This window comes from Kocuria sp. HSID16901 (assembly GCF_003989425.1).
In the GTDB taxonomy this organism is placed as follows: Bacteria; Actinomycetota; Actinomycetes; order Actinomycetales; family Micrococcaceae; genus Rothia; species Rothia massiliensis.
Genome location: NZ_RBLM01000003.1, coordinates 105,506 through 126,350, shown reverse-complemented (window position 1 = coordinate 126,350; position 20,845 = coordinate 105,506). Strand labels below are relative to the sequence as shown.

Annotated in this window: 23 protein-coding genes and 1 riboswitch; of the genes, 8 read left to right on the top strand and 15 right to left on the bottom strand. The window is 63.4% G+C overall.

The features are described from left to right. Positions 1-53: 53 nt before the first annotated feature. Positions 54-1,289 (top strand): MFS transporter, encoded by a 1,236-nt coding sequence (locus D8M21_RS05660; RefSeq protein WP_048682146.1) that lies wholly within the window; start codon positions 54-56, stop codon positions 1,287-1,289. A 7-nt stretch (positions 1,290-1,296) separates the two neighbouring features. Here D8M21_RS05660 and D8M21_RS05655 read toward each other — a convergent pair whose 3' ends face one another. Then, positions 1,297-2,247: a phosphoglycerate dehydrogenase gene (locus tag D8M21_RS05655; protein WP_048682151.1), complete on the bottom strand. Its 951-nt coding sequence runs from the start codon at positions 2,245-2,247 to the stop codon at positions 1,297-1,299. Between the two features lie 71 nt (positions 2,248-2,318). Continuing rightward, on the bottom strand, positions 2,319-2,798 hold the full coding sequence (locus tag D8M21_RS05650) for an SRPBCC family protein (RefSeq protein ID WP_048682156.1): 480 nt from the start codon (positions 2,796-2,798) through the stop codon (positions 2,319-2,321). Positions 2,799-2,876: 78 nt separating this feature from the next. Between D8M21_RS05650 and D8M21_RS05645 the strand changes: the two genes are divergently transcribed. Together D8M21_RS05645 and D8M21_RS05640 are read left to right on the top strand one after the other, a co-directional pair. Continuing rightward, a complete protein-coding gene (locus D8M21_RS05645) occupies positions 2,877-3,200 on the top strand; it encodes a putative quinol monooxygenase (protein WP_048682159.1) in 324 nt (107 codons plus the stop codon). Continuing rightward, positions 3,197-4,009, top strand: a complete 813-nt coding sequence (locus tag D8M21_RS05640) for an NUDIX hydrolase (protein WP_048682162.1) — start codon at positions 3,197-3,199, stop codon at positions 4,007-4,009. The genes D8M21_RS05645 and D8M21_RS05640 overlap by 4 nt, the downstream gene beginning before the upstream one ends. 23 nt (positions 4,010-4,032) lie before the next feature. On the opposite strand, the gene D8M21_RS05635 is transcribed toward D8M21_RS05640, so the two are convergent. The 7 genes from D8M21_RS05635 to D8M21_RS05605 form a co-directional block, all read right to left on the bottom strand. After that, entirely contained in the window at positions 4,033-4,515 is a 483-nt protein-coding gene (locus tag D8M21_RS05635) for a pyridoxamine 5'-phosphate oxidase family protein (protein WP_048682165.1), read from the bottom strand. Positions 4,516-4,622: 107 nt separating this feature from the next. Then, positions 4,623-5,984 carry an aldehyde dehydrogenase family protein gene (locus D8M21_RS05630; protein WP_048682168.1) on the bottom strand — a complete coding sequence of 454 codons (1,362 nt, stop codon included), beginning with the start codon at positions 5,982-5,984 and terminating at the stop codon, positions 4,623-4,625. Positions 5,985-6,132: 148 nt separating this feature from the next. Continuing rightward, positions 6,133-6,765, bottom strand: coding sequence for a superoxide dismutase (locus tag D8M21_RS05625; protein ID WP_048682171.1), 633 nt, complete (start codon positions 6,763-6,765; stop codon positions 6,133-6,135). Between the two features lie 140 nt (positions 6,766-6,905). Further along, complete coding sequence (locus tag D8M21_RS05620) at positions 6,906-7,358, bottom strand: hypothetical protein (protein WP_126855709.1); 453 nt, start codon at positions 7,356-7,358, stop codon at positions 6,906-6,908. A 60-nt stretch (positions 7,359-7,418) separates the two neighbouring features. Further along, positions 7,419-8,327, bottom strand: a complete 909-nt coding sequence (locus D8M21_RS05615; RefSeq protein ID WP_048682175.1) for a GDSL-type esterase/lipase family protein — start codon at positions 8,325-8,327, stop codon at positions 7,419-7,421. A gap of 48 nt (positions 8,328-8,375) precedes the next feature. Continuing rightward, positions 8,376-9,041, bottom strand: coding sequence for a response regulator (locus tag D8M21_RS05610; protein ID WP_048682178.1), 666 nt, complete (start codon positions 9,039-9,041; stop codon positions 8,376-8,378). Beyond that, positions 9,038-10,699, bottom strand: a complete 1,662-nt coding sequence (locus D8M21_RS05605; RefSeq protein ID WP_048682181.1) for a sensor histidine kinase — start codon at positions 10,697-10,699, stop codon at positions 9,038-9,040. The genes D8M21_RS05610 and D8M21_RS05605 overlap by 4 nt, the downstream gene beginning before the upstream one ends. A 150-nt stretch (positions 10,700-10,849) precedes the next feature. Here D8M21_RS05605 and D8M21_RS05600 point away from each other — a divergent pair, with 150 nt between their 5' ends. Both D8M21_RS05600 and D8M21_RS05595 read left to right on the top strand, forming a co-directional pair. Next, positions 10,850-12,337 (top strand): CitMHS family transporter, encoded by a 1,488-nt coding sequence (locus D8M21_RS05600; protein WP_048682182.1) that lies wholly within the window; start codon positions 10,850-10,852, stop codon positions 12,335-12,337. A 49-nt stretch (positions 12,338-12,386) separates the two neighbouring features. Further along, on the top strand, positions 12,387-12,848 hold the full coding sequence (locus tag D8M21_RS05595) for a universal stress protein (RefSeq protein WP_048682186.1): 462 nt from the start codon (positions 12,387-12,389) through the stop codon (positions 12,846-12,848). A gap of 25 nt (positions 12,849-12,873) precedes the next feature. Here the strand turns inward: D8M21_RS05595 and D8M21_RS05590 are convergent, their stop codons facing one another. The 4 genes from D8M21_RS05590 to thiM form a co-directional block, all read right to left on the bottom strand. Beyond that, positions 12,874-13,566 (bottom strand): TenA family protein, encoded by a 693-nt coding sequence (locus tag D8M21_RS05590; RefSeq protein ID WP_202975605.1) that lies wholly within the window; start codon positions 13,564-13,566, stop codon positions 12,874-12,876. A 23-nt stretch (positions 13,567-13,589) separates the two neighbouring features. Continuing rightward, positions 13,590-14,570, bottom strand: coding sequence for a bifunctional hydroxymethylpyrimidine kinase/phosphomethylpyrimidine kinase (thiD, locus tag D8M21_RS05585; protein WP_048682189.1), 981 nt, complete (start codon positions 14,568-14,570; stop codon positions 13,590-13,592). Then, the gene (gene thiE / locus D8M21_RS05580; RefSeq protein WP_048682192.1) at positions 14,570-15,256 is read right to left on the bottom strand and encodes a thiamine phosphate synthase; all 687 of its coding nucleotides are present in this window, start codon (positions 15,254-15,256) and stop codon (positions 14,570-14,572) included. Before thiE ends, thiD begins: the two co-directional genes overlap by 1 nt. Further along, positions 15,253-16,089 (bottom strand): hydroxyethylthiazole kinase, encoded by an 837-nt coding sequence (gene thiM / locus D8M21_RS05575; protein WP_048682198.1) that lies wholly within the window; start codon positions 16,087-16,089, stop codon positions 15,253-15,255. The genes thiE and thiM overlap by 4 nt, the downstream gene beginning before the upstream one ends. Beyond that, a riboswitch (TPP riboswitch) is annotated at positions 16,080-16,172 on the bottom strand. (Overlaps the previous gene by 10 nt.) Before the next feature lie 767 nt (positions 16,173-16,939). Between thiM and D8M21_RS05570 the strand changes: the two genes are divergently transcribed. From D8M21_RS05570 to D8M21_RS05560, 3 genes are all read left to right on the top strand, one after another. Continuing rightward, the gene (locus D8M21_RS05570; RefSeq protein WP_048682200.1) at positions 16,940-17,500 is read left to right on the top strand and encodes a pyridoxine/pyridoxamine 5'-phosphate oxidase; all 561 of its coding nucleotides are present in this window, start codon (positions 16,940-16,942) and stop codon (positions 17,498-17,500) included. Positions 17,501-17,589: 89 nt separating this feature from the next. After that, positions 17,590-18,507 (top strand): LysR family transcriptional regulator, encoded by a 918-nt coding sequence (locus tag D8M21_RS05565; RefSeq protein WP_065424299.1) that lies wholly within the window; start codon positions 17,590-17,592, stop codon positions 18,505-18,507. A 51-nt stretch (positions 18,508-18,558) separates the two neighbouring features. Beyond that, positions 18,559-19,458 carry a VOC family protein gene (locus D8M21_RS05560; RefSeq protein WP_048682203.1) on the top strand — a complete coding sequence of 300 codons (900 nt, stop codon included), beginning with the start codon at positions 18,559-18,561 and terminating at the stop codon, positions 19,456-19,458. On the opposite strand, the gene D8M21_RS05555 is transcribed toward D8M21_RS05560, so the two are convergent. Both D8M21_RS05555 and D8M21_RS05550 read right to left on the bottom strand, forming a co-directional pair. Then, positions 19,455-20,306 carry a rhomboid-like protein gene (locus D8M21_RS05555; protein WP_048682205.1) on the bottom strand — a complete coding sequence of 284 codons (852 nt, stop codon included), beginning with the start codon at positions 20,304-20,306 and terminating at the stop codon, positions 19,455-19,457. The genes D8M21_RS05560 and D8M21_RS05555 overlap by 4 nt on opposite strands. A gap of 50 nt (positions 20,307-20,356) precedes the next feature. Beyond that, the gene (locus D8M21_RS05550) at positions 20,357-20,800 is read right to left on the bottom strand and encodes a DoxX family protein (protein ID WP_238651079.1); all 444 of its coding nucleotides are present in this window, start codon (positions 20,798-20,800) and stop codon (positions 20,357-20,359) included. Positions 20,801-20,845: the final 45 nt, after the last annotated feature.

Sequence of the window (20,845 nt, the reverse complement as noted above, 5' to 3'; positions counted from 1 at the left end):
CACGCGACCCCGATTCTCACCGTTCGCGCGACACCCCCTGAAAGGACTTTCCATTGCTTCCGCAGAAGCGCATTCTCCCTCCCTGGCTACTGGCCGCCGTCGCAATATTCGCCGTGGCCTGGGGCGGCAACCAGTTCACTCCCCTCTTGGTGATGTACAAGGACCTCGATGGGCTCTCCACGGGAGCCGTCGACGTCCTCCTCGGTGCGTACGTCCTAGGCATCGTCCCCGCACTACTGATCGGCGGTCCGCTGTCTGACCGGTTCGGACGCCGCCCGCTGATGCTCCCGGCGCCCGCCCTGGCCCTGATCGCTTCGATCTTTCTGATTCTGGGAGCCGGAAATCCGGCCATTCTGTTTGTCGGCCGCGTCCTTTCCGGCATCGGCCTGGGGCTCGGCATGGTGGTCGGTGGTTCGTGGGTCAAGGAACTCTCCGTCGCACCGTATGACACCCGGGCCGACGACGCCGCCGGCGCCCGTCGCGCGTCCATGTCCCTGACCGCTGGCTTTGGTTTGGGCGCCGCCGTCGCCGCGGGCCTCGCGCAATTTGCCCCGTTTCAGGCGACGCTGCCCTACCTCGTGCACATCGTCGTCGCGTTGCTTGGGTTCCTGGCCGCGGCGGCCACCCCGGAAACCCACGCGCGTCAGGTTGCGCCGTCTCGTTTGGTCGACGACCTGCGTATCCCAGCGGCCAAGCATCGCCGTTTCCTGTGGGTTGTGGTCCCCATGGCCCCGTGGGTTTTCGGGTGCGCCGCAAGCGCCTACGCGATCCTGCCCGGTCTCATGAGTTCCCGCACCGAAGGTTTCGGCATCGGATTCTCCGGCTTCCTGTGCCTCGTGGGACTGGGGTGTGGCCTGGTGTTGCAGCAAGTTGGCAAGCGGATCGACAACGCCGATTCGGCCCGCGGCGTCGTGGTCTCGCTGGGCGTGGCGGTTCCGGCGATGGCGTGCGCGGCTTGGGCGGCCTACACCGTCAACCCGTGGATCGCGACTCTGGCCGCCGCCCTCTTGGGAAGCGCCTATGGCCTACTTCTGGTCTCGGGACTTCAAGAGGTTCAGCGCATCGCCGGCCCGCACGATCTCGCCGGCCTGACGGCCGTCTACTACTCGCTGACCTACCTCGGCTTCTTCATTCCGGCGGCTCTGGCCGTGCTTCACTCGTGGCTGACGTATCCGTGGATGTTCATCGGTGGGTGCGTCGTCGCTGCGCTGTGCCTCTCGGTAGTGGTGTCCTTCTATCGGAAGCATCTGCCGCAACAGGCCCAAGAGTCGGGCCTGGTGGAAGCGTAAAGCGCGACTAGGCGTTCATCGCGTTACGGTATTCGCCCCGGCCGCGCAGGGCCTCGAGATTGTGCCCGATCAGCTTTTCGCCGCCCACCGGCCGTCCACCGGCGGAGTGCGGAGTGATGATGAGGTTGGGGGCGTCCCACAGAGGATTGTCTGCGGGCAGTGGCTCCGTGGTGGTGACGTCGATACCCGCCCCGGCGATCTTTCCCTCTTCCAGGGCCGCAATCAACGCGGGTTCGTCCACCGTCGGCCCGCGGCCCACGTTGACCACGTACGCGGAGTCAGGCAGCGTCGCGAGCGCCTCGGCGTCGAGCGCATGGTGCGTGGCCTCGGAATTCGGAAGGATCATCACGAGAACATCGGTGTTAGCCAGGACCTCGTCCTTCTCTTCGGTCGCGACGACGCGATAACCGTGACGCTCGCCGCCGTTTCGAGCGATGCCGGTGACCTGCGCGCCGAGGGCTTCGAAGAGCCCCGCGACGGTCGTGCCGATCGAGCCGAAGCCCCAGATGGTGACCCGCGCATCGAGCAACGTGGTGACTCGCCCCGCCGGATGCAATTCCTGCGCGCCACCCAGCTCTTTCGACCAGACGTGTTCCTTCTGGAGCTCACCCAACGTTGGGAGCGAACGCACCAGCGCCAAGGTCAGGGCAAGAGTGTGTTCCGCAACGGTGACGTCGTGTAGCCCGATACCGGAACACACGATCACGTCTTCCGAGAACCCCGCCTTCGCGACCTGGTCGGGGCCCGCCGCCAAGGCCTGAATCATGCGGAGGTTCGTCATGCGCCGCGCGGCGTCGGCCAATTGCTCATCCGTGTTGACCCAGGCCACGAGCACTTCGGCGTCGATATGCTCTTCAGGAATGGGGGACTGGGGATCGTAAGAAACGGTGAGGTCTCCGTCCTCCAGGGGCAATTGCGCTTCGTCCAGCGAAATAGACGTGGGAAGCAAGATCTTCACGGACATCTCCTCAGGTTTTGGGGTTGCACTCGCCCAGGTCCGAAACGGGCGCTCATTTTTCGGTGTGATTCTTAGGCGAAGCGCCTGCTCAGCCGGGACAACGACGTCGCGATTCCCCGCCGGTTGCGCTGGAAGGCCCCGGCCACGCGCAACGCCCCGGCCAACGGCAGGCCCACAATCGATGCATGGCTCGCGTCAAAGGTTTCGCGCACCAGAGTGCCCTCATCGGTCGGTTCCATCTCCCACGTCCATGTGAAACCCGTGGGCCTGCGCCAACCAAAAGCACGGTTCGGTTCGGCCCGATACACCGTGGAGGTTGCGGTGTAGGGGATCCCATAAAGCCGCATCGACTGCCGAAAAGTCTCGCCCTCCCCGGGCGCCTCCGGCCCGGAAATCTGCCCCTGGACGGAGCCGCTGCCGTCGAGCTCGTGATGACGAAAGGGGTTCGAGACCAGGGCATAAACCTTCTCCGGTTCCACCCCAGGCAAGATCGTCTCAGCCGAGATCACGGAGGAAGGAACGTCGAGAAACCTGACTTTGGGTTGTGTCATGCGTCCATTCTGTCACCGACTCGTCACCTCCGGATATGACACGATAGAGGCATTAACCCTGCGTTTTGGAGGTACCCGTTGATTTCCATCATCGTGAAATTTCACGTCACTGCAGATTCCGCGGACTCGTTCCCCGAAATCACCCGCGAATTCACCGAAGCCACGCGGGCTGAGCCCGGCAATAAGTGGTTCGAATGGTCCCGCAGCATCGAGAACCCCAACGAATATGTGTTGCTCGAGGCATTCGATGACGACGCCGCCGAAGCTCACGTGTCGAGCGATCATTTCGCCAAGGGTCTCGAGGCCATGAAACCGCACCTCGTCGAGACGCCGAAGATCATTTCCCGCCAGGTCGAAGGCGACGGCTGGGACCGCATGGGTGAATTGCAGATCGACCAATGACCCACCCGGAACCGGACGAGGACCAGCAGGTGGGCCCCGTACAGCGGCCCGGTTCCGTGCAGCTGGCCGTCTCGACCGTCATACTCGCTATGCGAAAGGTCGACGACGAGGAGCACCATTCTTTGTGGCTCCCCCTGGTTCGTCGTCTCCGCGAGCCCTACCGTGGCATGTTTGCACTTCCCGGTGGGCCACTGTCACCGGATCTCTCGCTGGAGAAGTCCGCCGGCTCCACGTTGAAACGCGCTACCGGCTTGGTGCCGGGCTACCTGGAACAGCTCTATGCCTTTGGGCGCGTGCACCGGGTCCCCGGCCCGGAGGACGAGGTCGCTGAGGAAGCGGCGCCCCCGTGCGAACGCGTCGTCTCGGTGGTGTACTGGGCCTCGATTCCCGCGACCGAGGTTTCGCACACGCGAGTCCACGAAAACATTCAATGGATGCGCGCGGATGACCTTCCCCAGCTCGCCTTCGATCACAACGAGATCGTCGATTACGCCCTGTATCGGCTCAAAAACAAGGTGGGGTATTCCCGCATCGCGCACTCCTTCCTGGGCGATGAATTCACCCTTGCCGAGCTCCGGGAAGCCTACGAGGCGATCCTCGGTCGGCGCCTCGATCCCGCGAATTTCCGGCGGCAGATCGCGGCGTCCAAGAGCATCATCGACACCGGCAAGCGCATTGAAGGAACGCGACATCGGCCCCCGCGGCTGTTCCGCTACGACCACACCAAGGCCTTCGCGGATCAGGGCCCGCTCGGCATGTATCGGGCCGCCGCCCACGACGCCGCGATGCGTCGCGGAGAGACCGAATAGACTTCGGAAGCGGGGGCGCCTGGTCAGCGACCAGCAGCTCCCGCTTCCGCGTCCGGAACGCGGTCCTCGAGCTTGGATTTCGCGATCTGCGTGAGCGAGGCGACCTTGCCGCCCGGCCGCCCCCAGAGGCGCGCGGAATCGCCCACGAAACGCATGAGACCCAGGTTCGGGTCTTCCTTACCGCCTTCGAACCAGGCCGCGACGCTGTCGTTCCACAGTTCGTCGATCATCGCCCGATTCGCATTCTCGAACCGTACGCGCCCCGATACGGACAGCCACGATCCCGCTTCGGCGAAGGAGAGGTTGACCTCGGGATTCTTGCCGATATCTTCGGCTTGGTAACTCTCCAACCCGATGAAGAACCAGGCTTCGGCATGGTCCGTGACCCGTTGCGGTTTCATGGGGTGAGAGTGCAGGCGTCCGTCCTCTTGGGATACCGACGTCATCATCACAAAGCGTTCGCTTCGCATGATCTCCACGACGGTCTCTTGAGTCAGTTCAGCCATTTCGGCTCCTTCCACGCGGCGGGTTCCCCTCGGTTCTACCCCCAATTCTTGTCGCACCAGCGGGCATGCGCCAGCACAGCGCTCTAGGGGCGGGACGTCGTCGTGATTTAGGCGCGGAAGAGGCGCTGATTCGCAAATTCCACCGCACCCAAACGGCCCAGTTCGCGTCCAATTCCGGACTTCTTCACACCTCCGAAGGGGAGTTCCGCTTCGGAGCCTTCGGGACGGTTGATGGACACCATGCCCACCTCGAGGCTTTCACCGACCGCTTCGGCGCGCTCGGGGTCGCCCCCGAATACGGCGGCACCGAGCCCGAAAGCGGAGTCGTTGGCAAGGCGAATGCACTCTTCGTCGCTATTGGCCGAGTGGACCACCAATACCGGGCCGAAGAGCTCCTCGTGGTACGCATCCATCTCGGGCGTCACGCCGGTGAGCAGCGTCGGCGCGTAGTAGAAGCCTTCACGGTCCAGGCGGTGACCGCCCGTTTCCAGGGTGGCCCCTTGTTCCACGGCCCGGCCCACCTGGTCGGCGATCTTCTCTAAGGCGGCTTCGGAGGAGAGCGGCGCAAGACTCGTCTGCGCGTTCTGCGGATCACCCGGGTGATAATTCTTCTCGAGGAGACGCTTAGCGGCGGCAACGAACGGAGCGAAGGCTTCCTCCATCACGATGAACCGCTTCGGCGAATTGCAGGCCTGGCCCATATTCTCCATGCGAGCCTCGACGGCAACTTCCGCGATCTCCTCGAGGTTTTCCTCATCCAAGATGATGAAGGGGTCCGATCCCCCGAGTTCCAGCACGACCTTCTTCACCTCTTCCCCGGCGACCGCAGCGACCTTCGAGCCTGCGCCTTCGCTGCCCGTCAAGGACACCCCGGCAATGCGTTCGTCTCGGATCAGGCCTTCGACGTCGTCGGTCATGGCCAACAGGGTTTGATACACATCCGGACCGAGGCTCGCGGAGGAGAGGACGTCCGCGAAGGCGATCGCGGTGGCCGGCGTGGAGGGGGCGGGCTTAATCAACACGGAGTTTCCCAGCACCAGGTTTGGGGCCGCGAATCGAGCCAGCTGATACAGGGGGTAGTTCCAGGGCATGATGCCGAGGAGCACACCCATCGGGCGATACTGGACGACGTCGTTCTGGGTGGAATCCTCCACGGGACGGTCGGCGAGCATCTCGGGGCCTTTGGTGCCGTAGTACTCGAAGATTTGAGCCACGATCTCCACCTCGCCCAGGGCGTCTCGGTTCCGTTTGCCCATTTCTTGCGTGATCGTGGCGGCCAGCTCGTCGGCACGTTCCCGGAAGAGTTCCGCCGCCTTGACCAAAGCTGGTGCCCGCTCTTCCGGGGAAACGTGGCGGGAGGCCTGAAACCCGTTGTGGAGGGTTTCTACGGCAAAGTCGATTTCGTCGCGCGTGGCGGCGTCGAATTCACGCGTGGTCTGGCCATTGGCGGGATTGATGGTCGCGTACATAAGCCTCCTCGGGAAAACATGGTTGCCCTCGACTCTTCCCGCTTTGTGGCACCGATTCCACCAACGTTCACCATGAGAGATGCCCCTCGGACGCGAAAAGCCCCGCACCGAAGGGGTGCGGGGCTTTGCCGTGAGGTACCGATCATCCCTAGTTGGGGACGATGAGGCCCTTCGTCTGCTGACGAGCACGGTCGAAACGCGCCTGGGCATCGGCCCAGTTGGCGATGTTCCAGAAGGCCTTGACGTAGTCCGGCTTGACGTTCTGGTAGTCCAGGTAGAAGGCGTGCTCCCACATATCCAGCTGCAGGATCGGGGTCTGACCCAGCGGAACGTTACCGGCCTGCTGATCGTAGAGCTGGAACAGGTTCAGGCGTTCTCCGATGGAGTCCCACGCGAGAACGGCCCAACCGGAACCCTGGACGCCCGTGGCAGTTGCGGTGAACTGCTTCTGGAAGGCGTCGAAGGAACCGAAGAAATCGTCGATGGCGGCGGCGAGTTCACCAGTGGGCTTGTCGCCTCCGTCCGGCGAAAGGTTGTTCCAGAAGATCGAGTGGTTGGTGTGACCACCCAGGTTGAAAGCAAGGTCCTTCTCGAGCTGGTTCACGTAGGTGAGATCGCCAGCCGACCGGGCTTCTTCCAGCTTCTGAAGCGCGGTGTTCGCACCCTTGACGTAGGTCGCGTGGTGCTTGTCGTGATGCAACTCCATGATGCGAGCCGAGATGTGGGGCTCAAGAGCTGCGTAGTCGTAGGGAAGATCCGGTAGTACGTACTGGTCAGCCATAACCATTCCTTTCGGTGATCCAGCTAATAGATCCGTTTCGACCTTAACACTGCGGTTCCAAGCGTTCCTAGGGGAACGTCATATCTTCCGCCGCCAGCGGAAGTCTTGACGACGTCGCCCGTGAACCTGGACAAAGTGCCTCACCGGCCACGGCGAATGAGCCGGTACCACGAGTGCAGATACATGACGCACGGCGCGAGGCACACCAGCCCAAGCAGCTTGTCCACCATCGGGAGGTTCGGCACAAAGAGCAGGTAGATGACGACCCAGAAGCCGGGCACCCCGCCCAACATCAGGCTCGCCGTCGAGCGCGCGGTGAGCTGCCACCAGGGGCGAGGGGCATCCGACTCATTCGCGCCTCGGAAGATTCTGGTGAGTACGTAGATCAACGGGATCTCTATGATCCACGAAACCAGGGTGACGTCGCTGCCGGCCGCAGGCCCCACGATGGTTCCGAGCGCGACCGCAATGGCGAGGCTCGCGAGGATCAGCAGGGCTTTGCTCAAGCCGCTGCGGACGCGTCGCGTGGTGGGATCTCGCACGGGGAAGTCGGCGAGGTCTGGGTGATGGGCGTCGGGGCTCTGGTGGTTCATCAAGCTCCTGGAGGTATCGGGTTCTCACCAACAGGCTATCCGGGCCGGCGAAGCGCGTACCTACAGACGGTCGCGCAGGTACTCATAAAGGTGTGCGTGGCCCGCCGCGTTGGGGTGCAAGCCGTCGCCGAGCAGGTCGGGGCGGTCTTGGAGGGCCTCCCAAGCATCGATGAAGTCCACGTTGCGCTCCTCGCACCAGGTGCGTTGCCGTTCCACGACATTGTGAACGGCACGGACCGTCGATTGCATGCCGCCAACGGTCTTCCGCCGGGTTTCGTCGAGCCAGATGGGGCTCAACACGACCATGCGCGCGCCCAATTCTCGACACGCTTCGTTCAGGGTATCTAGGGCTGCTTCCAGGTCCGGATTCGGCTGCGGGCCATCCAGGGGCCGGGCTACATCGTTGACGCCGGCCGCGATGAGCACGGTATCCGGACGTCGCCACGGCAATTCGCCGGGGAGTTGTTCCGCCAATTGGGTCAAGAAAATCCCGGGGATCGCGAGGTTGAACATCCGCCGGTCCGGGTATGAATAGAACTCGAGTTCCGTGGCGAGGCGATGCGCCCAACCGCCCTCAGGGTCGTGCTGGCCGTACGCGATGGAGTCACCGCCCAACACCACGCGTTGCGCCGCGGCGAGGGGGCGGGCAGGAACGTAGGCCCAGCAGTGAGTTCCATCCGCCAGGAGGACTTCCCGGCGGGCATAGTCGGCCACTTCGTATCGGTCGGCGGCCGCCAGCTGCTCGTCGTCGAGCTCCAGGACGACGCCGTCCACGGATTCCCCGATACTCCGGACGAGGCTGGGGTGCTGCTTGCTACCGCTCAGCTTCACGACGTCAGGGTCGGTGATCGTCAACTGTTGGACGGAAAATCCCGGAAGATTCGCGGGCGACGTCGGCACCGTGCCGCCCCATAGGGAGCTCTGGACCGCTGGATTCTGAAGGGTCCCGTAGGAAAAAAGTTTCTGCATGGAAGAAGGATATCCAGGTTCCGCCGAGGGCCGTAGAACCGCCAGTCATCACCATTCCGGGGCGGCCGCGTAGAGGTGTTCGGGACGTCCCGTGGAACCGTAGTGAAGGCTGACCGTCGCCGCTCGAGTGCCGGCCAGCTTGGCCAGGTGACGTTGCGCCGTCGCCCGAGAAATGCCCACGGCATCCGCAACGTCAACCGCCGAGAGCACCCCGTCGTGGGCCCGGAGACATTCGAGGACCTTCGCCGTGGTGGACGAGGGTGGCGCGGTGTTGTGTCGCCCGCTCGCACTCGAGGCATCGTGCAGGGCCCGGAGTGCTCGGTCGAGGTCTGCTTGAGAGAGTCGTTCCCTATCCCACATGCGTCGATACCTCGCGTACCGGCGCAGCACACCCTGAAGATAGGTCGCCTCGAACGGCTTGAAAATGTAGGTCAAGGCACCCGCCCTCAGAGCGGAGCGCACGACCGTAGCATCGTTCACCGCCGAGAGAAGGATGGCATCCACGTCGAATTCCCGCACCAAATCCACTCCCCGGCCATCGGGTAGTACGTGGTCGGCCAACAGAAGGTCCACGCCACCACCGGCCAGAACTTCCCTGGCCGAACGAAGGTCTCGGACCGGTTCGAGAACCTGAAATTCGGGAACCTCAGAAACATACTGACAATGCAGCTGCCCCACGTAGAGGTCGTCGTCGAGGACGAGGACGGTGATCATGGTATTTCCTCCAAAACGTCCGGTAATTCCACACCAAAGCTCGCTCCCCCGAACCGTTCGTCGTGACGGGCGAGCAGCCACACGCGACCTCCGTGCCGGCCGGCCACGCGTCGGCACAGAGCCAGGCCAATCCCTAGGCCGTGGCCATCTTCCTCGTGGTCCTCACCGGTTATGCCTTTCTCGAAAGCCTGGTCGCCGGCGGCTTCCGAGTCGATTCCCGCGCCGGAATCCGTGACGACGGCGTGCAGATCGGCCCCATCGCTCATCAACTGCACCTCCACGACTCTCGACGCCCCCTCCGCACGAACCACGGCCCGCACCGCGTTATCCATGAGATTGCCGAGGATCAAGGTGACGTCCTCGGGTTCCCGAAGGCGCCCGAGGATTAGGGAATTCTCCGCAACCCGGAGGTCCACGCCGGACTCGGCGCTCGTCGTCCCCTTGGCCTCGATCAGGGCCCGCAGGTAGGGATCCTCCACGAGTTCGATTCCTTGGACCGGCGCACCGATGGGTCCGGTCCGGAGGATCTCACCCAGATAGCTTTCGGCTTCGGCATAAGCCCCGGTTCCGACGAGACCCATCACCGTGTGCAGACGATTCGCGAATTCGTGGCGCTGTGTACGGAGGGCATCCGCCATCGTCGTGACGGACTCCAGCTGACGGGACATCATGAGTACTTGCGTTTCATCCCTCAACGTCACGACGCCACCCACCGTCATCCCCTCGCGGCGCACTCGAACCGCTGTGGCCAGGAGGATACGGTCAGCCACCGCAACGCGGCGTCGCACGCTGACCTCGTCCCCTTCTCTCACGTCCTGCTCCAGGACCTCGACCACCATGCCCTGGATCGCGTGGGGGACGACGACGTCCTCGGTCGCGCCCTCCTGCCCCAAGAGCCGTCGCGCCGTCTGGTTGGTGAGGGTCAGGCGGCCTTCTGGGGAGAAGCCGAGGACGCCGTCGTCGAGCCCTCGAAGCACCGCTTCCTGGTGCTGAGTCATCTCCGCAAGTTCTTCCGGACCGATGCCGAGGGTCTGGCGCCGGAGCCGGCGACCAAGTGCGACCGAGGCGGCCACTCCCACCGCGAGCGCGACGGCCACTAGACCCCCAATGGCCAAGACCTCTCGCCGGACGTCCGCACCCACCGCCGACGTTTTGATGCCGACCGACACTTCGCCGACCACGGTCCCGTCCCCCGTGGCCGAATAAACCGGGACCTTCGCCCGAACCGTCTCCCCGAGGGTGCCGGCTTGGTGGGTAATCTCCTCGAGCCCGGCCAAGGCGGCGTCTGGTGAAGTGGACACCTTTTTACCGATGAGTGACGGCTCCGGGTGGGCCAGGCGGAGTCCGTGATCGTCCGTGACCACCACGAAGTCGACCTTATTGGCGGCGCCCGTTTTCAGAGCGAGCTTTTGAACTGGGGCCTGACGTGCGGATTGGGGGTCGATGCCTTGCGTGCTGGCGTCGGTCGCGGCTTGTACCACCACGTCGTCCGTGGAGAGCGTGCGGGCTATGGCGAGCGCTTGGGTCTCGGTGGTGTCCGTGACGTTACGAATTCCCAGCCAGGCAAAGATCCCGGCCGCCAACGTGAGCACGACGATGATCACGGCCAGCTGGCTCGTGAGGACGCGGCGCGAGAAGGAATCCGATGGGCGGGACATGCACAAAGCCTACGGTTCACAAGAGTTTGAGCAAAATGCGCATAAGGCGCGAAACGATCAGAACGGGATCAGTGAGCACAAGGGGGCGAAGAACTCTCACGATTCCCTAGGGTGTATCCCACATCACATCACTCTTCAAAGGAGAAGCCTGTGTTAGTCCTTCTCGGATTCGCCATGATCCTGGTCTTCATGGTGCTGATCATGACCAAGAAGCTGTCGCCCGTCTTGGCACTCATTTTGATCCCCACGATCTTCGGCCTCTTCGCCGGCGCGGGGCTCGGGATCGGCGACATGGTCATGGACGCCATCGAGTCCATGTCATCCACCGCGGCACTCTTGCTGTTCGCGATCATCTACTTCGGCATCATGATCGACGTCGGCCTCTTCGACAAACTCGTCGAGGTGATCCTTCGATTCTGCGGCAACGACCCCGTCAAGGTCGTTTTTGGTACCGCGCTGCTGACCGGCGCGGTCTCCTTGGACGGCGACGGTTCGACCACCTTCATTGTGGTCACCGCCGCTATGTTGCCGATCTACCAGCGGCTGCAGATGTCGCCGGTGGTTCTTACCTGCGTTGCCGGACTCATTAACGGAACGTTGAACATCGTCCCGTGGGGCGGGCCCACGGCGCGCGCCGCCTCTGCCTTGCACGTGGACGCGAACTCGATCTTTGCCCCCATGGTCCCGTCACTCATCGCCGGCCTGATCGTCGCCTTGGTCTTCTCCTACATGCTCGGTCGTTCCGAACGGCGTCGTCTCGCGGCCAAGGGCGTGGCGTGGGTTAACGCGCCGTCCTCGGATTCCGAAAAGAACGGCGAGTCCGGCAAGCGCGGCGGCTCTTTGGCGGCATCCGTTGCCGCACGCTCTGAAGGTCCCGACACCGCGGCACGTTCCACGGGCGAGGGCGCCCAAGCCGCTGGCCCAGCGACTCAGGCTCTGGTCATCAACCAGTTCGAAGACGAGGGCAAGACCACCTCCGCCTTGACGGACACGGCCCTGGACCCCAACCGCGAGACGCTGCGCCCGCACTTGTTCTGGTTCAACTTCATCCTGACGATCGCGATCATGGTTCTGTTGATCGTCGACATCCTGCCCCTTCCGTACCTGTTCATGATTGGCACGGTCTTGGCTCTCTTGGTCAACTTCCGTGGCGTCAAGGAGCAGCAGGAAGAGCTCGCGTCGCACGCAACCTCCGTGATTTCCGTGGTCGCGATGGTCATGGCCGCAGGCGTTCTCACCGGTGTCATGAGCGGCACCGGAATGGTCGACGACATGGCCTCCTGGCTCGTGGACATCATCCCCTCATCGATGGGTCCGTACATGGCCGTGATCACCGGCGTGCTCTCCATCCCGATGACGTTCTTCATGAGTAACGACGCCTTCTACTTCGGCATCTTGCCCGTCCTCGCCGAAACCGCCAGCCACTACGGCATTCCGGCAACGGATATGGCACGCGCATCGATCACCGGCCAGCCGGTCCACCTGCAATCCCCGCTGGTCCCGGCCATCTTGCTGCTGGTTTCGCTATCCGGCGTCGAGCTGGGCGACCACCACAAGAAGGTTCTATGGCGTGCACTGATCGTGTCCCTGGTCATGCTCGTGGTGGGCATGCTGGTGGGCGTGATCGCCTTCGGCTAATGCCGATCTGGCAGGCTCAGGAATCGCAACTCGCAGAAGGGTAAACATCATGTCCGACTTCTATTCCAAGCCGGTACGCCGAGGCGCGGAGCCCTCCTTGAGAGTCTCCTCTTCCCAGGCGATCGACCGGGCCTCCCGAAGCATCGTCGTCGGGTATCGCACCGATGCGAGCCCGCGGGTTCTCCAGGAGGCGATCGCGGCAGCCGAGCGGGCCAAGGCGGCGTTGCGCGTGGTCGTGTACGCGACCGACAACACCGCGGGGCCGGCAGCCGGCAGGATCGATCAGGTCAAGGAAATCTCACTACAGATCATCGAGGCCGGTCTGGAATTCGAAATCCAGCGGGCCGGGGACGACGTCGCGGAGCAAGTTTTGGGCCTGGCGGAGGAACACCACGCGTCCTTGATCGTCTTGGCGACGCGACGACGTTCCCCCGTGATGAAGCTGTTCCTTGGATCGAGCGCACAACGGGTCATCCTTGAGGCGGAGTGCCCCGTTCTGACGGTCAAATAGCCTCTCGACGCGGCGCGCCGGCGGTTCAGAGCGTCCAGCTCTCCCGCCGGTACGCCGCGTCCCAAAACATCTCCTCGTAGCGTGACGCATCCAGAAAGACGTCCCGCATCCGCTCGCGGACCTTTTCGGTGGCACCTTCCGCTGCTTGTTCCACGAGATCAATGGCGCGTTGAGTGGCTTCGGCGAACTCCGGATCGTCGTACTCCTGCACCCAACGGCCGTACGGGTGCTCGGCGATGGCGCTCGCCCGGGCCGCGAGCTCGCGGCCCACTTGCGCGTAAATCCAAAAACACGGGAGGACCGCCGCGGCTCCCACCTCGTAGGGTTCGTACGCGCAAGCTGCGAGCAAGGTGTACATGTAGCCACGCGTCGTCGCCGAGGGGACCTCGGGAAGGTCGATATTCTTCAGCCGTTCATCGGCCAAGAGCTGCTCGTGCAGCACCTTTTCCTCGGCAACCGCCGTACTCGCAGATCCGGCCCAAAACTCGGCGGCTTCGCCAGACGGCGCACGGGAGGCCAGCACCGCCATCGCCCGCGAGTAATTCGCCAGATAGAACTCGTCCTGCTGGATGTAATGCGCAAAGGTGTGAGGGTCCAGAGTCCCCTCGGCCAATTCGTTGAGGAACGCGAGGCCGCGGACCCGCGCCATGATCTCCGATGCATCGCTCCACAGCTTCCCGGTGAAGGGTCCGGTGCGCCACGTCGTCTCGTTCATCATCTGCTCTACTCTTTGGCTGCTCATCATGTTTCGGGGGCGAAATGGTTGACCGGTCCATGCCCACGGTCAGGGGTGCGGGAGATTTCCCAGCCGGCACCCTCCCGTAAGGCCCTGGTGAGGTAGGTTTTCGCGCGCCGCACGGCCTCGACCAGGGCGTCGTCGTCCACCGGGCGTAGGGCATCGGACTGCTCGGGGACCGTACCGGCGCCTGAACTTTCCACATTCGGGGCGGCTTCCTCCAGACCGGGCGCTGTACGCGGGTCCACGGGCATCGCATGCCGGGCGGCGTAGGCGGCGATCGCCGACGACAACGTACACCCCGTTCCATGCGTATTGCGGGTTTCGATGCGTGGAGAGGTGAATTCCCGAATCACCGGCTCCGAGACCCGGGCCCGACCACCGGGAGCCCAGCTCGGATTCATCGCCAAGACGTCCACGGCCTGAGCGTCCGCGAGATGCCCACCCTTGAGGAGAACCGCCCGAGGCCCCAGCGCGAGCAATTCGATGGCCTGTTCACGCACGGCGGCGAGGGAGGTGGCGACGTCGTCGGGCCGCCCCAGCAGACGCGCCCCTTCGGGGAGGTTCGGGGTGATGACGTCCGCCAACGGCACGAGTTCATCGCGCAATGCGGCGTCGGCATCGGGGGCCAGAAGGGGGTCGCCGCTGGTCGCAACCATCACGGGATCCAGCACGACGACGCCGAAGTCGCGGCGACGAGATGCGATCATCCGTGCCAAATGTCGAACGGTCTCGGCCGAACCCAACATCCCGATCTTGGTGGCGTCCACGGGAAGATCGTCAATCACCGATTCAACTTGGGAAACCACGACCTCCGCGTCGATACCATGCACACTCTGCACGCCGAGAGTGTTCTGGCTGGTCAAGGAGGTGGTGCAGGCGCAACCATACGCTCCCACAGCGGCGAAGGTCTTGAGATCCGCTAGGGTCCCAGCCCCACCCGAGGGGTCAGATCCAGCGATCGAGAGAGCAATCGGCGGGCGCATCAGCGGAGGTCCTTTCGATCAAGGGTGTTCTGCGAGAGGCGGAGGAGTTCTGAGGCTGCCCTCCGGGGATCATCCGCCGACGCGATGGCCGAGACCACGCACAGACCATCTGCCGGCACCCCGGCCAATGAACCAGCCGTGTGGGCATTGACGCCGCCGATCACCACGCTGGCCATTCCGCCGCCCCGGGCAATCCGCGCGCATTCGGCGACTCCTTCCGGTCCGAGTGGTTTCGCGGCGTCCGTTTTGGTGGGTGTGGCCCAGGCGGGCCCGATTCCCACGAGATCCGCGTGCCCGGAGTCCACCGCGGCCCGCGCCTGTTCGGGGGTCGACACCGACAGTCCGATCATCGCGGACTCCCCCAGCGTTTCTCGGGCTCGTTCGGCTGCGGCGTCGGATTGACCCACGTGAACGTCGAGGCCGAGGTCTGCGGCAATGGAAAGTCGGTCGTTGACCACCGTGCGGGCTGTGCGACCGGAATCTTGGTTGGCCTGCGCCACGGCCTGGGCACAGGCGCTCGCCAGCTGGGCGAAGGCGCCGTCGTCGAGGTGCTTATCCCGAACCTGCACCACCCCGACGCCGCCCATCACGGCCTCGTAGACTACGCCCGGAACTTTTTCGAGGCCGCCACAGAGTGTGGTGTCCGTGACGAAATACAGGGAGAGATCCACTCCTGAGGGGATCATGCCGCGTCCTCCAGCTCGACCACCTGCGCGATCTCTTCCGGAGACAGCGCATGCAGGGCATCCAACCACCGAACGTGAAAGGACCCGGGGCCCTCGGCGGATCGGCCGGCCACCGTGCCCGCCGCCCCTAGGTGGGCGTGAGCGGCCACGACGGCGTCGTGGTCCGACATACCGGATGAACGCGCAGCGCCGAGATACGCGGCGACGGCGGCACCCAGCGAACAACCGGTGCCAATCACGAGCGGCATCAGGGAATGCCCGCTGGTCAAACGGGTCACACGACCGGATGAGGCAATGAGGTCGCGCTCCCCCGAAACGGCGACCACGCCGCCGGTCCGCCGGGCGAGTGCTTCGGCGGCTTCGCGCGCTGACTCCACGGACTCGGTCGAGTCAACGCCTCGTCCGCCCTGCCCCAATCCCGCGAGGGCCACGACTTCGCTCGCATTGCCACGGACCGCGGTGGGCTTCAGGTCGAGGAGTTCCCGGGCCAGCTCCGTGCGTTGCGGAAGGCCCCCGACGGCGACGGGGTCCAGAACCCACGGGACACCCTGTGCGTTGGCGGTGGCGACGGCGGCACGGATGGCGTCCGTCTGTTCCTCCGAGATGGTGCCGACGTTCACAAGAAGACCGTTCGCGATGCCGGCAAACACGCGAGCTTCTTCCGGGTGCTCGACCATCGCGGGGGAAGCTCCGGCCGCCAGCAAGACGTTCGCGGTGATCTCCTTGACCACGGAATTGGTCAGGCAATGCACCAGCGGCGCAGTTGCGCGCACCTCCTGGGCACACTCAACAATGGCGGCGGTCTGTGAGTGATGCTGTGGTGAATCTGTCACGGTGACGATCCCTTCGCTAGTTCTGGCTAGATCAGGTTCCAAGGGTGTGTTCTCAGCCCGGCAGGGCACCCCTTGTCACTGGTGTGAACGCCCCTTTGCGTCACGTATTCACTCTAACGCCACACTCTTACTCGACCCCTGAGGCCTCCTCCGATATGAAGCTCCACTGGGGACAACCCACTCTTCGAACATGGTTATCCACAGCGCTTCTCCACAATGTGGAGAACTTACATGGCTGTGACTCCTCTCGATGTGATTTCACGACCCTGGCCCTCGGGAAGAATGCCGACGCTCGTTCCTTCGTTGAAATGACGGCGCTCGCCCGCCGGTGCTGTGTCGCTCTCAGGCTCACCGTGTCGAGCCATTAAGGGACATTCTCCGTCAGAACTACCCACTTTTCCCCACCTGTGGATAACTTTGTGCACACCAGGTGGACACGCTCGGCTCGTTATCCTCAACCCCTGTGGATCACCAGATGTGGAGGCACACGTCGTCCACCCCTGGACTTCCCCAGAAAATCAAGGGTGTCGCCGTCGAAGCCCGAATTCGCCGCTCGCTCAGACCGCCGTTATCCACAGGAGTTATCCCCACCTGTGGGCAAGTTACACACGCGTAGTTCGATGATTCGCAGAACGAGACGCACCCTGAAAATGGCCTGATCGCCGGGACCCTCCCCGTGCGTGAAGCCCGTTTGTAGGACAGATATTCGAGTTGTACACACCGTTATGCACACCTGTGGATAACTTTCTCCACCGCTTGTGTAGATCTCGCCCATAACCATCCGTCATGGACCGATGCCGATGGCCAATCCACCCTCGCGCAGCCCGTGCTCTCCACTTAGCATCGAAATATGTCCACTCTGAGCGACCAGTTGAGTTCCCTACCGTCCTTCCCCAAACCCCTGCCGACCCTCGACCCGGATCACGTGCCCTCAGATCCACACCAGTTGTTTTCTGAGTGGTTCCAGGAAGCCATCGCCTCGGGGCAACGGCAGCCCCATGCCATGACCTTCACGACGGTCGATAACGACGGCACCCCCGTGGGTCGAACCCTCATCGTCAAGGACATTGACGATCGCGGCTTCCACTTCTCCACCCATCGCACGTCCCGCAAGGGGCAACAGCTCGATGCGGACCCACGCGCGTCCATGATCTTCTTCTGGCGCGAGTCGGGACGGCAGGTGCGTGTCACCGGCGTCGTCCACCCCCTCAGCCGGGAAGAGTCGGAACGGGATTGGGAAGGACGCCCGAGTTACGACGGATCACCCAATCCGGACTGGCAGCTCTACGCCCTGGAACCGAGGGAGGTGGAATTCATGCAGGCCCGCGAAGACCGAAACCATACGCGCATCGAATACCGCCGTGAGGATCACCACTGGCAACACGGCGTGGTCACCACCCCAGCTGGCTGAGACGCCCAGTCGTTGAGCCGCCGAGGAACCACCCGCCCTCACCTCACTGACAGACCTGTGACCAGGCACGACGACTATGCTGTGGCGTCATGAACATCGAATTGCGTCACCTCCGAGCTCTCGAAGCCGTGGGCGAGCATCGATCTTTCACCCAAGCGGCTCGGGTACTTCACATCACCCAACCCGCGCTCAGCCGTACCATCCAACAGCTCGAAACGCGGCTCGGCGTGACTCTGATGGTCCGCACCTCTCGCTCGGTCCGCCTCACTGCACCGGGCGAGGTGCTGCTCCAGAGATCTCGCAAAATCCTGCGGGACGTCCAGGCCGCGCTGACTGAGGTGTCCCGGGAACCAGAATTTCGCGTCGGCTTCCCTTGGGCCTTGCCGGACCCGTGGTTTTCCCGGACCACGGCGCAATTCGAGGCTTCCACGGGCGTTGGCCTGCGGCTCTCGCGACGGGACGACATTCACGCCGCGCTTCTGGACAAGACCGTCGACGTCGCTCTGAGCCGCCGTGACATCTCCTCAGAGGAGGTCGAATGCGTCGAGCTCGCCGGAGAAGTCCGCGTCGCGGCCGTGAGCACCCGTAGCCCCCTCGCGCACCGCACGTCGATCTCATGGAACGAGCTCGGCCAATACCCGCTCGTGGTCAACACGGTCAGCGGAAACACCCGGCCGACGCTGTGGGATGACCCTCATCGCCCACGCACCATCCTCGAATGTCATAACTACGACGAGTGGGCCGCCTTGGTGGCTTCAGGACGGGGCGTGGGTGCCACACCCCGATCCGCGATGGCGTCGCACGGTCATACCGGCGTCGTGTCCATTCCGCTCGACGACGCGCCGCCCGTCCCGCTGTGCCTCGCGTGGCTCCGCGGCGAGGAGAACCCGCTGGTCCGTGCGTTCCACACGGCCGCCGTCGCTCATCTGCCCGAACGCCCCCGCCCGGAAGATTCGTTCAAAGTTTCACGTGGCCCTATCAACAGAGCCGATATCGGAATAGTCTGAAAGCCCAACGGCAGGCGCTCCCGCCGGTCGGCGAGTGTAAGGATCTTGGTCATGACCATCACCCCCAATATCTGGTCGAACGGCCGCGCGGATGAAACCGCCGAATTTTACGCGAAGGCCTTTCGCGACGTCGAGATCACGTCCCGACAGACCTACCCCACCGAAGGACTCCTCGACTTTCAACGGCCGATGGCCGGCAAGACTCTCACGGTGAGTCTGCGAATCCATGACCTCCCGATCGCTCTCATCAACGCCGGTGACGAATTCCGCCCCACTCCCGCGGCGGGATTCATGATCAATTTCGACCCTTCGCGCATCGACGACGCGGCGGACTACCTCCAGGAGGTCCACGCCGTCTTGTCCGAAGGCGGACGCGAACTCATGCCTCTGGGAGAATATCCTTTCTCCCCGCAATACGCCTGGGTTGAGGACCAATACGGCGTGAGCTGGCAATTGATCCTGACCAACCCCGAGGGCGAACCGCGACCGTTCCTCATGCCGGCCCTGATGTTTTGTGGCCCCGCCCAAAATCGCGCGGCCGAAGCCACCGCCGAATACCTCCAGCTCTTTCCGGGGTCGGTCATGGGCAACCGCGCTGAATACCCCGAGCCCACCGGTCCGGCGAAACAAGGCTCCGTCATGTTCTCGGATTTCCGCCTCGGCGACGCGGAGACTGGCACGTGGTTCACCGCAATGGATTCGGGTGTGGACCAGGACTTCACCTTCACCGAGGGATTCTCGCTGATGGTGGAAGCTCCCGACCAGCAAGAAATCGACCGCCTGTGGGATACCTTGAGCGCCCACCCCGACGCCGTCGCGTGCGGTTGGTGCAAGGATCAGTTTGGGCTGAGCTGGCAAGTCGTTCCCGAAAACCTGGGGGAACTCATGTCACGCCCCCACGCCTACGAACATCTGATGTCGATGGGGAAAATTCAGATCTCTGACTTTTAAGTGTCGGCTTGGCGGCGTCCCGACCGCGCACGGCGGGCTCGTGAGGCCGCGGCAAACTCTGCCCGGGTGTCGGCGGAGCCGTCCGCCGTCCGGCGCTTCCACAGATCGACGATGCTTCGACCGGTACCGAGCCGGGCCACGACGTCGGGCACACGCGACATCGGATACAACGCCAGCCCCAGGAGGACCGCGATGGCATGCCCCCGAGCCGTGAATCCGGTCCCCTCAATCGCCCCATATACCAGCACCACGGCCAGTGCGGCGCCGAGGACCCACCGCGTCCACCCGCGCAGGCGGTAGAACAACAGGGCCGCGAGCGACATGAATCCGTAGCTCGCGCCGGTGTCTTCGACATTCCACAGTCGTTCCGAAAAATGGAAGTAGCGGATGTGAATCCACACATCGAGGGCGGCACCCGCCGTAGACACAACATGCCCCACCGCGAAAACCGCGATGGTGCGAGCTGTACCCAGCCACCGTTCGGCCGGGGCCAACAGCAGTCCGAAGAGCGCTACCCACGTGAGCAACTCGGCGCTCGACACGAAGAAGGCGCTACGCACTAACGCGCGAATCGGGTTGGTGGTCAAATGCTGAAGGTTCGTGGACTGACCCTTGAGAAAATCATCCCGGGCGAATTCCGGCATCCCCAGGAGTACCCACGTGGTGATGATCAAGATGAACATGTAGATATATGTGGCCGGAGCGCTGGCGATATACCACCGCACGTATCCACTATGACGACGCCACAGATTCGCGATGGGCCGGGTCAGGCGCCAATCGTTAGCCAGGGAAACGATCACAAACACGATCAGGATCGCGGTGGCCATACGGATCAGGGTCAGAAGCATGCTCCGAATATTAGTCGCACGAGAAGCGACTCAGCGGACGACGCCGCAGGTCAGGCGAAGATTCCCCATCCTCGTCGGTTTTCCAGGCCACCGGCAATCGCGAAACGTCCAGGCCCCAACAGGAAGACTGCGAGGCTCGCCAGCGCGAGCACGAGCGGGAATTCGTAGCCGCCTCCGGAGGAAAAGAAACCGTGAGAACCGTGCGCAAAATAAATGGCACCGAACATGTCCACGGCGAGGACTAGACCCGCGATGCGAGAAAGCAGGCCCACGATCAGCGCAATCCCGCCGGCCAATTCGGCGTATGCCGCCATGGTCGCGGCAATCTCGGGTGAAGGAATTCCCATCTGCTGAAAATTCGATGCCGTGCCGTCGATCGTCCACTCATTGATTTTCTGCAAACCGTGCATCAGGAATACGACGCCGAGTCCGACGCGGAGGAGGAGCAAACCCAGCGGGGCTGACAGGGAAGAGGTGTTGGAGTAACTCATCATCACATCACTTTACGGATAAAGTTTTGGCTCGTGAACCGGGAGGAT

Excerpts from the sequence above, each read along its gene's own strand:
- D8M21_RS05650 (WP_048682156.1), bottom strand. The coding sequence starts at position 2,798 with ATGACACAACCCAAAGTCAGGTTTCTCGACGTTCCTTCCTCCGTGATC.
- D8M21_RS05640 (WP_048682162.1), top strand. The coding sequence starts at position 3,197 with ATGACCCACCCGGAACCGGACGAGGACCAGCAGGTGGGCCCCGTACAG.
- D8M21_RS05635 (WP_048682165.1), bottom strand. The coding sequence starts at position 4,515 with ATGGCTGAACTGACTCAAGAGACCGTCGTGGAGATCATGCGAAGCGAA.
- D8M21_RS05630 (WP_048682168.1), bottom strand. The coding sequence starts at position 5,984 with ATGTACGCGACCATCAATCCCGCCAATGGCCAGACCACGCGTGAATTC.
- D8M21_RS05625 (WP_048682171.1), bottom strand. The coding sequence starts at position 6,765 with ATGGCTGACCAGTACGTACTACCGGATCTTCCCTACGACTACGCAGCT.
- D8M21_RS05620 (WP_126855709.1), bottom strand. The coding sequence starts at position 7,358 with ATGAACCACCAGAGCCCCGACGCCCATCACCCAGACCTCGCCGACTTC.
- D8M21_RS05615 (WP_048682175.1), bottom strand. The coding sequence starts at position 8,327 with ATGCAGAAACTTTTTTCCTACGGGACCCTTCAGAATCCAGCGGTCCAG.
- D8M21_RS05610 (WP_048682178.1), bottom strand. The coding sequence starts at position 9,041 with ATGATCACCGTCCTCGTCCTCGACGACGACCTCTACGTGGGGCAGCTG.
- D8M21_RS05605 (WP_048682181.1), bottom strand. The coding sequence starts at position 10,699 with ATGTCCCGCCCATCGGATTCCTTCTCGCGCCGCGTCCTCACGAGCCAG.
- D8M21_RS05595 (WP_048682186.1), top strand. The coding sequence starts at position 12,387 with ATGTCCGACTTCTATTCCAAGCCGGTACGCCGAGGCGCGGAGCCCTCC.
- D8M21_RS05590 (WP_202975605.1), bottom strand. The coding sequence starts at position 13,566 with ATGATGAACGAGACGACGTGGCGCACCGGACCCTTCACCGGGAAGCTG.
- thiD (WP_048682189.1), bottom strand. The coding sequence starts at position 14,570 with ATGCGCCCGCCGATTGCTCTCTCGATCGCTGGATCTGACCCCTCGGGT.
- thiE (WP_048682192.1), bottom strand. The coding sequence starts at position 15,256 with ATGATCCCCTCAGGAGTGGATCTCTCCCTGTATTTCGTCACGGACACC.
- D8M21_RS05570 (WP_048682200.1), top strand. The coding sequence starts at position 16,940 with ATGTCCACTCTGAGCGACCAGTTGAGTTCCCTACCGTCCTTCCCCAAA.
- D8M21_RS05565 (WP_065424299.1), top strand. The coding sequence starts at position 17,590 with ATGAACATCGAATTGCGTCACCTCCGAGCTCTCGAAGCCGTGGGCGAG.
- D8M21_RS05560 (WP_048682203.1), top strand. The coding sequence starts at position 18,559 with ATGACCATCACCCCCAATATCTGGTCGAACGGCCGCGCGGATGAAACC.
- D8M21_RS05555 (WP_048682205.1), bottom strand. The coding sequence starts at position 20,306 with ATGCTTCTGACCCTGATCCGTATGGCCACCGCGATCCTGATCGTGTTT.
- D8M21_RS05550 (WP_238651079.1), bottom strand. The coding sequence starts at position 20,800 with ATGATGAGTTACTCCAACACCTCTTCCCTGTCAGCCCCGCTGGGTTTG.